The organism is Janthinobacterium sp. 17J80-10, assembly GCF_004114795.1.
In the GTDB taxonomy this organism is placed as follows: Bacteria; Pseudomonadota; Gammaproteobacteria; order Burkholderiales; family Burkholderiaceae_D; genus Paucimonas.
The window spans coordinates 765,159-777,942 of sequence record NZ_CP035311.1; the positions used below are offsets into that span (position 1 = coordinate 765,159).

Below are 12,784 nucleotides of genomic sequence, written 5' to 3' on the forward strand. Positions count from 1 at the left end.
TGATGTTGGCAGCCGCCTTGCGCATCATCATCAATGGCTGACGGCTTTTTTTCCGTGATCCGCTGTCGCTTGCTGGCGGCTGCCGCAGTTGCCGTCCTGGCAGCGTGCACGCCAGAACAATCCGGCACGGCAGTGTCGCCGGGGTCCGGGACGGCGGCGGCCAATCCCGCGCCGTCCCAGGCTGCGCCTCAAGTTGACTGGTGCCAGCGTTTTGCCGGACGGCTGGCAAGCCTGTCTGCCGACACCTGCCGGCAGACAGGCCTGTCTCCCAGCGGTGCGCTTTCGGTGCAGGGGTTTCCGATCTTGCGCCGCGAAATCTCGGCGGTACATGCAGGCAAGGACGGCAAGCCGTCGATCAGGGTGCTGCTGTTGGGCGGCATCCACGGTGATGAACTGACTTCTCCCGCCATCGTTTTCAAGTGGATGCAGTGGATGCACCTGGCGCCTGCCCGGGATTTCCACTGGAGCGTGGCGCCAGTGGTGAATCCGGACGGCTTTTTGACCGACAAGCCTACGCGCATGAATGCCAATGGCGTCGACCTCAATCGCAATTTCCCTACGCCGGACTGGCATCAGGAAGCGCCGAAGTACTGGGTCAAGCACACTGGCCGCGACCCACGCCGCTATCCCGGCGAGCAGCCGCTGTCGGAACCCGAGAGCCGCTGGGTTAACGAGGAAATCGCCCGTTTCGACCCGGACGTGGTAATTTCGGTGCATGCACCTTTTGGCGTGCTTGATTTCGATGGACCGGTACAGCCGCCGCGCAAGTTTGGCAGGCTGGTATTTACGCCGGTCGGGGTGTATCCCGGCTCGCTCGGCAACTACAGCGGCATGCACAAGAAGGTGCCGATCATTACCATCGAATTGCCGCATGCATTGACCATGCCCAGCGATGCCGAATCCAGGAAAATCTGGGACGACATGCTGGCCTGGATACAGCGCAACGTGCCGCAAAGGCACGAGGTGGAAGCGGGCATCCGGCAAGTTTCCGCCAGCCGGCAATAGGTTGCATCACGAGTCGCGCCAGCATATTGCCGGTGCAAACTCGGTTATAATATTTGTTCCAAGGAGCGTTGCAGCATGGCGGCTCGCCATGCCAGGCTTGGACCAGGTTGTATTCGCAACGGCGCTCACGTTACTTTTTTTCTCATCGAAAGGAGGGCGTGATGAACGCCGTAGTTTCAAATTCCAAAGATTCCACCCAAGATTTCTTCGTCGCTGATCTGAGCCTGGCCGATTGGGGCCGCAAGGAAATCAAGATCGCCGAAACCGAAATGCCGGGCCTCATGGCCATCCGCGAAGAATTCGCGGCAGCGCAGCCCCTGAAGGGCGCGCGCATCACCGGTTCGCTGCACATGACCATCCAGACTGCCGTGCTGATCCAGACGCTCGAAGCGCTGGGCGCCAAGGTGCGCTGGGCTTCCTGCAACATCTATTCGACCCAGGACCATGCCGCCGCCGCCATCGCCGCCAACGGCACGCCGGTATTCGCCTTCAAGGGCGAGAACCTGGATGAATACTGGGATTTCACCCATCGCATTTTCGACTGGGGGCAAGGCGAGCAAGCCAACATGATTCTCGACGATGGCGGTGATGCGACTTTGCTGCTGCATCTGGGGACCCGTGCGGAAAAGGATGCCAGCGTCCTGAATAACCCGGATTCCGAAGAAGCCGTGTGCCTGTTCAACTCAATCAAGAAAAAGCTGGCCACCGACCCGACCTGGTATTCCACCCGCCTGGCGCAGATCAAGGGCGTGACCGAGGAAACCACCACCGGCGTGCATCGCCTGTACCAGATGCACAAGGAAGGCAAGCTGGCTTTCCCGGCGATTAACGTCAACGACTCCGTGACCAAGTCCAAGTTCGACAACCTTTACGGCTGCCGCGAATCGCTGGTGGACGGCATCAAGCGCGCCACCGACGTCATGATCGCTGGTAAGGTTGCCGTCATTGCCGGTTATGGCGATGTCGGCAAGGGCTCGGCGCAGGCAATGCGCGCACTGTCGGCGCAAGTCTGGGTCACCGAGATCGATCCGATCTGCGCGTTGCAGGCAGCCATGGAAGGCTATCGCGTGGTGACCATGGATTACGCCGCCGAGCACGGCGATATCTTCGTCACTTGCACCGGCAATTACCATGTGATCACCGAAGCGCACATGAAGAAGATGAAGGACCAGGCGATCGTCTGCAACATCGGCCACTTCGACAATGAAATCGAAGTCGCCGCGCTGAAGCAGTACACCTGGGAAAACATCAAGCCGCAGGTCGATCACATCATTTTCCCGGATGGCAAGCGCATCATCCTGCTGGCCGAAGGCCGCCTGGTCAACCTCGGTTGCGGCACGGGGCATCCGTCCTACGTGATGAGTTCGTCGTTCGCCAACCAGACCATTGCGCAAATCGAGCTGTTCACCAACACCAAGGCATATCCGGTGGGCGTGTACACCTTGCCCAAGCATCTGGATGAAAAAGTGGCGCGCCTGCAGCTCAAAAAGCTCAATGCGCAACTGACGACGCTGACCGAAGAGCAAGCCAACTATATCGGTGTGCAAAAAGTCGGCCCGTACAAGCCGGACCACTACCGTTACTGATCCGGCGTCGATTGCGCAGCCGGCCCCCGAACCGGGACGCCGGCTGCGCGTTGCGCCAAGCCCAAGGAGTATGCCATGCGATTGTTGCTGACCTGGTTGATCAATGCTGCGGCCCTGTTCGTCCTGCCTTACCTGATCGACTCGATCAAGATCCGTAGTTTTGGCGTTGCGCTGCTCGCCGCGCTGGTGCTGGGGCTGATCAATACCCTGATCAAGCCGCTGCTGGTGATCCTGACGCTGCCGGTGACGCTCCTGACGCTGGGCCTGTTCATCCTGGTCATCAATGGCGTGCTGTTCTGGCTGGCCGGGCGCCTGGTGCCGGGTTTTTACGTGGGCGGCTTCTGGCCCGCGGTCGGCGGCGCCCTGGTGTACAGCCTGATTTCCTGGGCACTTTCCTCATTATTGTTAAGCAAATGACGAATTCTTCATCCGTTCAATCCAATTTCAGCATCGAGTTTTTTCCACCCCGCACAGCCGAGGGCGTGGAAAAGCTGCGCGCCGTGCGCACGCAGCTGGCCGTGCTCAAGCCGGCTTATTTCTCGGTGACTTTCGGCGCCGGCGGCTCAACCCAGGCCGGCACGCGCGACACCGTGCTGGAAATCCGCAAGGAGGGCCATGACGCCGCCCCGCACCTGTCGTGCATCGGCCGCTCGCCGGAAGAATTGCGCGCCATCCTCGCTGAATACAAGGCGCACGGCATTCGCCGCCTGGTTGCCTTGCGGGGTGACCTGCCCAGCGGCTATGGCGCCGTCGGCAGCAACGGCCATGAATTCCATTACGCCAGCGAGCTCATCGAGTTCATTCGCGCGGAAACCGGCGACTGGTTCCATATCGAGACTGCCGCCTATCCGGAAATGCATCCGCAGGCCAAGTCGCCGCAGGACGATTTGCAGAATTTCGTGCGCAAGGTAAAAGCCGGCGCCGATTCCGCCATCACCCAGTATTTCTACAATGCCGATGCCTACTTCCGTTTCGTCGACGATGCGCGCGCGGCAGGCGTGGAAGTGCCGATCGTGGCCGGCATCATGCCGATCACGAATTACACCCAGCTGACGCGCTTTTCCGATATGTGCGGCGCGGAAATTCCGCGCTGGATCCGCCTGAAGCTGGCCAGCTACGGCGACGACACCGAGTCCATCCGCGCCTTCGGCCTGGATGTGGTGACGCGGATGTGCGAGCGTCTGCTGGCGGGGGGTGTGCCGGGATTGCATTTTTATACATTGAACCAGGCCGGGCCGACCACGGCGATCTGGCAGCAGCTGGCGCGCTGAGCAGGCGCGCATCACTATTGCGGCGCACCACGCGCCTGAAGGGGAGGAGATGCTGATTCCTCCCCTTTTTTCCACATTTGTTTTCCTTTTTCGCGATTATGCTGGCAGCATGGGGCAGGGTGTTTGTGCGGCCGGTGGCCGTGTGCGCCCGGTGTGGCTATATCGTCTAAAAAGCCCAAGGCGGGTGTCCATCGAGCAATAGTTGGTTTATGATGGCTCAGCACCGCATGGTTTGGTGGAGACTGGGACCAGAACAAATAATGAATCTCGCAAATCTTAAAATCGGCACGCGCCTTGCCGTCGGCTTCGGAATTCTCCTGGGGCTGGTTGTCGTTCTTGCAGCAGTTGCCGGCACCAGCCTTGCGCAAGCCGGCAGCAGTGCCACGGGCTATGTCGTCGGGCTTGCCTTGTTTATCGTGGTGACCGGCATTGCCCTGGCCTGGTGGCTGCGCCGCGGCATTGCCGCGCCCCTCACGACCGCAACTGCCGTTGCCCGGCGCATGGCGGCCGGCGACCTGAGCGAACCCTTCGAGGCGAATGCCGGCGGTGAGTTGGGCGAACTGCAACGCGCGCTGCAAGAAACCAGCGAGCGCATGTTCAAGATCGTCGCCCACGTGCGTTCCGGCACCACTGCGGTCGCTGCCACCTCCGGCCTGATTGCGGCCGACAATACTGCGCTGTCTTCGCGCACGGAAGCCCAGGCAAGTTCGCTGGAAGAGACCGCTTCCTCCATGGAAGAGCTGACGTCGACTGTGCGGCAGAATGCCGAAAATGCGCGCCAGGCCAACCAGCTGGTGGCCTCGGCGGCCGCCTCCGCGGTCAAGGGCGGCGAAGTGGTCGGCAGCGTGGTGCAAACCATGGGATCGATCAAGGAAAGCTCGCGCAAGATCGTCGACATCATTTCCGTCATCGACGGCATCGCCTTCCAGACCAATATCCTCGCCTTGAACGCCGCCGTGGAAGCGGCGCGCGCCGGCGAGCAGGGCCGTGGCTTTGCCGTGGTGGCCGCCGAAGTGCGCACCCTGGCGCAACGCAGCGCGGCTGCGGCCAAGGAAATTACCGGGCTGATTTCCAATTCGGTGGAAAAGGTCGATGCCGGCAGCCGCCTGGTCGACAATGCCGGCAGCACCATGAGCGAGATCGTCTCCAACGTCAACCGTGTTGCCAGCATCATGAGCGAAATCGCCGGTGCCAGCACCGAGCAAAGCAGCGGCATCGATGAAATCAACAAGGCGGTGATGCAGATCGACGCCACCACCCAGCAGAATGCCGCGCTGGTGGAGGAGGCCATGCGGACCGCCGCCAGCCTGCAGGAGCAGGCAGTGGGATTGTCGCAGGCGGTCTCCATCTTCAATCTCGGCGCGCGCGAATTCGGCAATGCCGAGGAAGCTGCCGATATCGTGCGTGCCGGCGTCGACTTCATGCGCGGCCACGGCCGTGCCGCCCTGATCGACGAAGTCAACAAGATGAGCAAGGGTGATTTCATCGACCGCGACCTGTACATCAGCATCTATTCGACCGACGGCAGCATTGTCGCCCATGGCGCCAACCGCCGCCTGTGGGGGCAGGACTGGTCGAAGATCAAGGATACCGACGGCCGTTTCTTCGTCAGCGAAATGGTCAGCATGGCCCGGTCCAAGGGCGATGGCTGGACGGACTACAAGTGGGTCCATCCGGTGAGCAAGGAGACCATGGTCAAATCGGCATACTTCGAGATTTGCGACGACCTGGTGGTTGCCTGCGGTTTTTACAAGACTTGAGACTACGCCGCTTCATGTGCGGTGATACCTTCATGGCTATTCATCAATACCGGCTTCGGTAACGATCGCATCCAGCGCAATGTCATGCGCTTCTACAGTAAAGTCGGCACGCGCGCAGGCGTAGGCTATGCCGATGGCGCGTGGCCTCGGCACGTTTGCCAGGGTGCGGTCGTAAAAGCCGCCGCCGTAACCAAGTCTGAATCGTTCCCGATTGTATCCAACGCATGGCACCAACAGCAGGTCGGGCGTCACTTCCCCGCTGGCGCCGGCTGGCACCCACACGCCCATGGCATCTTTGGTCAGTGGGTCTCCGGGCATCCAGGCCAAGAACTTCAGCGGCAAATCCGGGTCGATAACAACCGGCAAGGCCAATTTCACGCCGGCTGCGGCCCATTCTGCGAAGAGCCGGCGCAAGTCAGGTTCGCTGCGCATTGGCCAGAATGCCCCGATGGCTTGCGCTGGTTGCCGTTCCAGCAAGTGCCGTAAGTGTTTGCCAATGGCGGCATCCCATGTCGCGCGCTCGTCGGCGGCGCTTGCCTGGCGTTGTGCAATCAGGTCTTTGCGCAGGCAGTTTTTGTCGGGCAGAAGTGCGGTCATGGCGGGCTATTGGTCGTGCTATGCTAATTGCAGGTAATAACAATCAGGATAAATGGGTTTGAAAACGAAGTTTCAGGGGTTAAAAACAATGTCTTCCTTAACGCGGGTTGCCAGTCTGGTATTTTCAGTCGTGGCTATTGTACTGGCCTTGCCTGTCGCGCATGCCGCCGGCGATGACGATATCTTCATGGCCCTTCGCGATGCCGCACGCCGCAATGACGCTGCGCAGGCGGGCGAGCTGGCGGCACGTTTGCCGAATTATGCCATTCCTTCGTATGTGGATTACTACCGCCTGAAGCCGCGCCTGAAGGATGCCTCGGGCGCCGAGATCCGCGACTACCTGGCCCGCTACGACGGCACGGCGATCGCCGACCGCTTGCGTAACGACTGGCTGCTGGAGTTGGGCAGGAAGCGCGACTGGGCCGCGTTCGACGCCCAGTTGCCGCTGTACGTGGTCAACGACGACATGCAGGTCAAGTGTTATGCGTTGCTGTCGAAGCTGTCGCGCGGCGCCACGGTGGCGGACGATGCGCGTGCGTTGCTGACTTCGCCCAAGGAGTATGGCGAGGCATGCCAGACGCTGGTTTCTGCCCTTGTCGAGGCTGGCCAGTTCAATGCGGATGATGTCTGGGCGCAGATTCGCCTGGCGGCAGAAAACGGCCAGGCCGCGGTTGCGCGGCGCCTGGCGCCGTTGGCAGGCGGCGATGAAAAACGCGTCGGGCTGGCCATCGAGCACCCGGTGGTGTTTGTCGCGCGTGGCGTGGGCAGCGGCCGCGCTGAGCGCGAGACCTTTATCGTTGCGCTGGGTCGTGCTGCCAAGCAGAGCCCCGAGCAAGCTGCCAATGCGCTGTCGATGCGGGCGGAAGACAAGCTTTCGGCGAAAGAGCAGGCGCTCGGCTGGGCGCAGATCGCCTTGCAGGCATCCTACAAGCTGGCGCCCGAAGCGGCGACCTGGTGGACCCGAGCGCAAGGCGCGCCGCTGTCGCCGGAAGGGCAGCAATGGAAAGTGCGCATTGCCTTGCGCAACGAAGACTGGCGGTCGGTCAGGAGCGGCATCGAGGCGATGCCGGAAGCGCTGCGCAATGATCCGGCGTGGGTGTACTGGCGCGGGCGCGCATTGCAGGCCGCGGGCAAGGACGAGGACGCGCGGCAACTTTACCGTTCGATTGCCGACCAGTTCCATTTTTATGGCCAGTTGGCCACCGAGGAACTGGCGCAGAAAATTTCCATTCCACAAGCAGCCACCCCGGTGACAGCGGCCGAACTGGCTGCGACGGAAGCCAATGCCGGTTTGCGCCGCGCGCTGAAATTCTTTGCCATGGATCTGCGTTTCGAGGGCGTGCGCGAATGGAACTGGGAAATGCGGCACATGAAAAGCGAGCGCGAATTTTTAGCGGCAGCCGAGTTTGCGCGGCAAAACAATGTCCTTGACCGCATGGTCAACAGTGCCGACCGCACGCGCTCGGAACATGATTTTGACCAGCGCTTTCCGACACCGTTTCGCGATGTCATGTACCGCACCACGCAATCGCTCGGCATGGATATGGCATGGGTATATGGTTTGATCAGGCAGGAATCGCGCTTCATCATGCATGCCAAATCGCATGTGGGGGCATCCGGCTTGATGCAGTTGATGCCGGCGACGGCTCGCCTGGTGGCAAAAAAGATTGGCATGACTGATTTCGATCATGCACAAGTCAATCATGTCGACACCAATATCGCGCTTGGTACAAACTATCTGAATATGGTCTTGACGGAATTGGACGGTTCACAAGCCTTGGCAACCGCTGCCTACAACGCAGGCCCGGGCAGGCCGCGCGCCTGGAGGTCGACGCTGACCAGGACAGTGGAAGGTGCAATTTTCGCCGAAACGATTCCGTTCTCGGAAACGCGCGGCTATGTCAAAAATGTCTTGTCGAATGCAACGTATTACGCGGCCTTGTTTGAGGGCAAGCCCCAGTCGCTGAAGGCGCGGCTGGGTACGGTAACCCCGAAAGGAATGGTGCAAACAGAACAGCAATGACCGGGCTGGAAAACTCGCCGGATGTCGACCGCAAATATCCTGCCGTGCTGGTCATCGGCGGTTCGGGTTTTATTGGCAGTCATCTGGTCGCCCAGCTCTCTGCGCACGATTACCGCGTGCGCGTGCCGACCCGGCATGAAGACAATGCCCGCCACTTGCTGGTTTTGCCCAATGTGGATACCGCCGTCGCCGATATCCATGACGATGCACAGTTGCGTCACCTGATGGATGGCATGGATGCCGTCATCAACCTGGTGGGAATTCTCCATGGCAAGCCGGCGGCGTCCGGGGCACGGTATGGGAGCGATTTTGCACGTGCCCATGTCGAGCTGCCGAAAAAAATCGTTGCCGCCTGCGTTGCAACGGGGATCACCCGCCTCCTTCACATGAGCGCGCTCGGCGCCGATCGCGATGCTCCCTCGATGTACCTGCGTTCCAAGGCCGACGGCGAAGCTGCTGCCTGTTCCAGTTCAGCCGTGGGGGTGACTATCTTCCGTCCGGCAGTGGTATTCGGCGAAGGCGACCATTTCCTCAACATGTTCGCCAGCTTGCAAAAAATGCTGCCGGTAATACCGCTGGGCGGCGCGGATGCCAAATTTCAGCCGGTGTTCGTCGGCGATGTCGCCACGGCCTATATCCATGCCCTGGAAAATCCCCATACCATCGGCCACGTCTACGAGTTGGCCGGGCCGCGCGTCTATACCCTGCGCGAACTGGTAGGGCTGGCCGGTGAAGTCAGCGGCCACCCGCATCCTGTCGTGGGCTTGCCGCCAATGCTGGCGCGCGTCGAAGCCTGGTTCCTGGAACATGCACCGGGCGGTCCGCTCATGAGCCGCGACAACCTGGATTCGATGCGGGTCGATAATGTCGCCCGCCTGCCGATCGCCTCCGAGCTGGATATCATCCCCACTGCGCTGGAAGCGGTGGTGCCTTCCTACCTGGCGCGCGACATCAACCGGGCCGACATGTTTCGCCACAAGGGCCGGGAATAGCCTGTCGTTGCCGGCAGTCGCTGATGCCAGGACGGGCAGCCGCAAGGCTTTGCGCTGTGGTAAGGTTCCATAATTGAACCGCCCCAACCGCTACGCAAACGATGCAATCCACCGAACTTGATCCTACTCTGGCACAGACCTTGAGCGACGCTGGCAAGAACCAGCTGACCCTGGTGATCGCCAATAAAAACTATTCGTCATGGTCCATGCGGCCCTGGGTCGTCCTGAAGGCCTTCGGCATCCCTTTCAGGGAAATCCAGGTGAACCTCGGACAACCCGGCACGGCAGACGACATCGCGCGTTATTCCGCAGCCGGACGCGTGCCGGTGCTCTTGCACGGCGAAATCACTATCTGGGATTCTCTGGCAATCTGCGAATACCTGGCCGAGCAATTCCCGGAAAAGCACTTGTGGCCGACCAATGTTGCCGCGCGCGCCACGGCGCGCAGCATCTGCGCTGAAATGCACTCCGGCTTTGGCGACTTGCGGCAGGCGATGTGGATGAATATCCGCGCCCGCTTTCCCGGCAAGGGCAGGACGCCGGGCGCGCAAGGCGACATTGGCCGCATCAGCGAGATCTGGGAAGACTGCCTGTCGCAATTCGGTCACCATGAATACCTGTTCGGTGCATTCTCGGTTGCCGATGCCTATTTTGCACCGGTGGTCATGCGTTTTGCCACCTATGGCGTGACGCTGGCGCCGGCGCTGCAGGCCTATTGCGAGCGCGTCACCGCCCATCCGGCAGTGGCGGAATGGATCGCCGCAGCGTTGACCGAGCCCTTTGCGGTGGCGAAATACGATACCTATCCATGAAGATCTATACCGTCGGCGGCGCAGTGCGCGACGGCTTGCTCGGCCTGCCCGTGCAAGACCGCGATTATGTCGTGGTTGGCGCCACACCCGCCGACATGCTGGCACAAGGCTTTACGCCCGTGGGCAAGGATTTCCCGGTCTTTCTGCATCCGCAAACGCATGAGGAATATGCGCTGGCGCGCACCGAGCGCAAGACCGCGCCGGGCTACAAGGGTTTTGTCTTTCATGCCGATGCCGACGTCACGCTGGAAGAGGACTTGCGCCGGCGCGACCTCACCATCAACGCCATTGCCCAGGCTGAGGACGGCAGCCTGACGGACCCCTTCAATGGCCAGGCGGATCTTGCGGCGCGCATCTTTCGCCATGTCTCCGACGCCTTTGCCGAAGACCCGGTGCGCATCCTGCGCCTGGCGCGGTTTGCGGCGCGCTTTGCGGATTTCACGGTGGCGCCGCAAACCCTGCAATTGATGCAGCAGATGGTGGCGGCCGGCGAAGTCGATGCATTGGTGCCGGAGCGGGTCTGGCAAGAGCTGGCGCGCGGCTTGATGGAAGCGGCGCCGTCGCGCATGTTCGAAGTCTTGCGTGCCTGTGGGGCCCTTGCGCGCATCCTGCCGGAGCTGGATGCCTTGTGGGGCGTGCCGCAGCCGGAAAAACACCATCCCGAAATCGACACCGGCGTGCATGTCATGCTGGCGCTCGATTGCGCCGCGCGCGCAGGATATTCCCTGCCGATCCGCTTCGCCGTACTGGCGCACGACCTCGGCAAGGGCGTCACGCCCTCGGAAAACTGGCCCGCCCACCATGGCCACGAGGCGCATAGTGTGGAACTGGTCGAGCAAGCCTGCCAGCGCCTGAAAATCCCCAATGAGTGCCGCGACCTGGCGGTGATGACGGCGCGCGAGCATGGCAATGTCGCGCGCGCGCCGGAATTGCGTGCCAATACGGTGGTCAAGCTGTTCGAGCGATGCGATGGCTTTCGCAAGCCGCAGCGTTTTGTTGACATGCTGTGCGCTGCCCAGTGCGATCAGCGCGGTCGCACCGGTTTTGAAGAACAGGCATTTCCACAGGCAGATTACCTGGAAGCCCTCCTGGCGGCGGCGCGTCATGTCGATGCAGGCGCAGTTGCAAGCCAGTTTGCCGGTCAGCCGCAGAAAATTGCCGAAGCTATCCATGCTGCACGGGTTGCCGCAGTCGCCGCGGCAATAACGGCAACGACGAACAATTAATTTCTTCCCGGTAATTTCATTCTTAATTAAATTTCTTGGTGGAAATATTGTTGTAATTTAGCCGAGGAAATGCGTGCAAATACCGGATTTCTCAAATCCGGCGATCCTGTTTATTCCCCGAGAACACACAAAGCGCCTAAAATGGTTTTGTGCGCCGCAGCATCCGGGCGATTCAAGATGGGAAGTTTGATGGTTTCCGACGAAATTCTAGGCAATGTCCTGGGGGAGCCCAAGGCACCGCATCCATCGGTTCGCATCAAGGAACTGACGGAGCGTGACCGCCGTCGATTGCTGATGCATTTCCTCGCGCTCGACGAGCCGGAGCGCCAAATGCGTTTTGGCAGCGCGTTGCCGGATGAACTGCTCACCCGTTACGTTCAGAAAATCAATTTTGCCCGTGATGCGGTTTTCGGTGTCTATGACGATGCCTTAAGGCTGGTGGCAGTCGGGCATCTGGCCTACACGCCACGCGGTGCCATGCCCAGCCTGGCAGGTGCCACGGTTCGCGAGCGCATTGCAGAATTCGGGGTATCGGTACTGGCGCCGTATCGCGGCCAAGGCATCGGCACCCGGCTTTTCGAGCGGGCGGCGATGCACTGCCGCAATGATGATATTGACACCTTGTACGTGCATTGCCTGAGTTCCAACGAGCCCATGATGCATATTGCCATCAAGGCAGGCATGACGATTCACCGCGACCACGGCGAAACCGACGCGTATCTGCGGTTGCCGCCGGCCGACCCCGCCAGCCATTTGCAGGAAGTGTTTGACGAGCAGGTCGCCAGCCTCGACTACACCCTGAAAGCCAATACCCGCGCGCTCGGAAAATTCATCAAGACCCTGCCCGGCATCAAGAACGACTGAAAAAAGCTTCCCGCAGTACGCCGGGAGGCCGGGGCAGGGCAAGGCAGGCCCGTTCCAGGAACGTGCCTGCGAAGCTGGCGCTTAGCCAGCCTTGCCGCCCTTGTGGTGATGCCCGCGGCCGGCGCGCATTTCCTCCTGCGTCAACTTGCCATCCTTGTTGGCGTCGAGCCGCTCGAACATGCGCGCGGTTCTTTCGCGCGCCGCTGCCTCGGCTTCCTGCAGGCTCAGAGCACCATCCCCATCCTTGTCTGCTGCCTTGAAGCTGGCTTCGTGGCGTTCCTGATGCTTGCTGCGCATGGCGTCATGCGTTGCCTGCAATTCTTCTTTCGACAGCTTGCCATCCTTGTTGGTATCGGCGGCGTCGAAGCCCTTGGACAGCAGCGGGTGGTCGGCTGCCTCGGCACGGCTGATCGCGCCATCCTTGTCCTTGTCGAGCTGGGCAATGGGATTGCCGTGGCGGTGGTGGGGGCGCGCCATCCTGTCGGCAGGCGCCGTCGCTGCAGCAGCAGGGGCTGCACTGGTGCTGGCAGGTACCGGCGGGGTCGATTGGGCAATGGCGATGCCTGCAGCAAACAGGCCGGCCACCAGGCCGGTAATGACTTTGACTTGCATGTTGCTTTCTCCTTGAGTAGAGCCGTATCGGCTTGG

The 12,784-nt window shown here is 61.0% G+C and carries 12 protein-coding genes and 1 riboswitch; of the genes, 10 read left to right on the top strand and 2 right to left on the bottom strand.

Going from position 1 to position 12,784, the window contains the following annotated elements:
• The first annotated feature begins 33 nt into the window (after positions 1 to 33).
• The 5 genes from EKL02_RS03350 (at position 34) to EKL02_RS18640 (ending at position 5,622) form a co-directional block, all read left to right on the top strand.
• Positions 34 to 1,005 (top strand): M14 family zinc carboxypeptidase, encoded by a 972-nt coding sequence (locus tag EKL02_RS03350; RefSeq protein WP_128900722.1) that lies wholly within the window; start codon positions 34 to 36, stop codon positions 1,003 to 1,005.
• Positions 1,006 to 1,059: 54 nt separating this feature from the next.
• Positions 1,060 to 1,139, top strand: a riboswitch (S-adenosyl-L-homocysteine riboswitch).
• Between the two features lie 27 nt (positions 1,140 to 1,166).
• Positions 1,167 to 2,591, top strand: a complete 1,425-nt coding sequence (gene ahcY, locus EKL02_RS03355; protein WP_128900723.1) for an adenosylhomocysteinase — start codon at positions 1,167 to 1,169, stop codon at positions 2,589 to 2,591.
• A gap of 75 nt (positions 2,592 to 2,666) precedes the next feature.
• Positions 2,667 to 3,008, top strand: coding sequence for a phage holin family protein (locus EKL02_RS03360; RefSeq protein ID WP_128900724.1), 342 nt, complete (start codon positions 2,667 to 2,669; stop codon positions 3,006 to 3,008).
• On the top strand, positions 3,005 to 3,862 hold the full coding sequence (metF, locus tag EKL02_RS03365; RefSeq protein ID WP_128900725.1) for a methylenetetrahydrofolate reductase [NAD(P)H]: 858 nt from the start codon (positions 3,005 to 3,007) through the stop codon (positions 3,860 to 3,862). Before EKL02_RS03360 ends, metF begins: the two co-directional genes overlap by 4 nt.
• A 260-nt stretch (positions 3,863 to 4,122) precedes the next feature.
• Positions 4,123 to 5,622, top strand: coding sequence for a methyl-accepting chemotaxis protein (locus tag EKL02_RS18640; RefSeq protein WP_277750574.1), 1,500 nt, complete (start codon positions 4,123 to 4,125; stop codon positions 5,620 to 5,622).
• A 36-nt stretch (positions 5,623 to 5,658) separates the two neighbouring features.
• On the opposite strand, the gene EKL02_RS03375 is transcribed toward EKL02_RS18640, so the two are convergent.
• On the bottom strand, positions 5,659 to 6,219 hold the full coding sequence (locus tag EKL02_RS03375) for a 5-formyltetrahydrofolate cyclo-ligase (protein ID WP_241687772.1): 561 nt from the start codon (positions 6,217 to 6,219) through the stop codon (positions 5,659 to 5,661).
• A gap of 88 nt (positions 6,220 to 6,307) precedes the next feature.
• Here EKL02_RS03375 and EKL02_RS03380 point away from each other — a divergent pair, with 88 nt between their 5' ends.
• From EKL02_RS03380 to EKL02_RS03400, 5 genes are all read left to right on the top strand, one after another.
• The gene (locus tag EKL02_RS03380) at positions 6,308 to 8,242 is read left to right on the top strand and encodes a lytic transglycosylase domain-containing protein (protein WP_128900726.1); all 1,935 of its coding nucleotides are present in this window, start codon (positions 6,308 to 6,310) and stop codon (positions 8,240 to 8,242) included.
• A complete protein-coding gene (locus EKL02_RS03385; protein WP_128900727.1) occupies positions 8,239 to 9,234 on the top strand; it encodes a complex I NDUFA9 subunit family protein in 996 nt (331 codons plus the stop codon). Before EKL02_RS03380 ends, EKL02_RS03385 begins: the two co-directional genes overlap by 4 nt.
• A 101-nt stretch (positions 9,235 to 9,335) precedes the next feature.
• Complete coding sequence (locus EKL02_RS03390) at positions 9,336 to 10,046, top strand: glutathione S-transferase family protein (RefSeq protein ID WP_128900728.1); 711 nt, start codon at positions 9,336 to 9,338, stop codon at positions 10,044 to 10,046.
• Positions 10,043 to 11,272: a multifunctional CCA addition/repair protein gene (locus EKL02_RS03395; protein WP_128900729.1), complete on the top strand. Its 1,230-nt coding sequence runs from the start codon at positions 10,043 to 10,045 to the stop codon at positions 11,270 to 11,272. The genes EKL02_RS03390 and EKL02_RS03395 overlap by 4 nt, the downstream gene beginning before the upstream one ends.
• 189 nt (positions 11,273 to 11,461) lie before the next feature.
• Entirely contained in the window at positions 11,462 to 12,136 is a 675-nt protein-coding gene (locus tag EKL02_RS03400) for a GNAT family N-acetyltransferase (protein WP_128900730.1), read from the top strand.
• Between the two features lie 81 nt (positions 12,137 to 12,217).
• On the opposite strand, the gene EKL02_RS03405 is transcribed toward EKL02_RS03400, so the two are convergent.
• Positions 12,218 to 12,748: an EF-hand domain-containing protein gene (locus tag EKL02_RS03405; RefSeq protein ID WP_164931939.1), complete on the bottom strand. Its 531-nt coding sequence runs from the start codon at positions 12,746 to 12,748 to the stop codon at positions 12,218 to 12,220.
• Between the last annotated feature and the right edge of the window lie 36 nt (positions 12,749 to 12,784).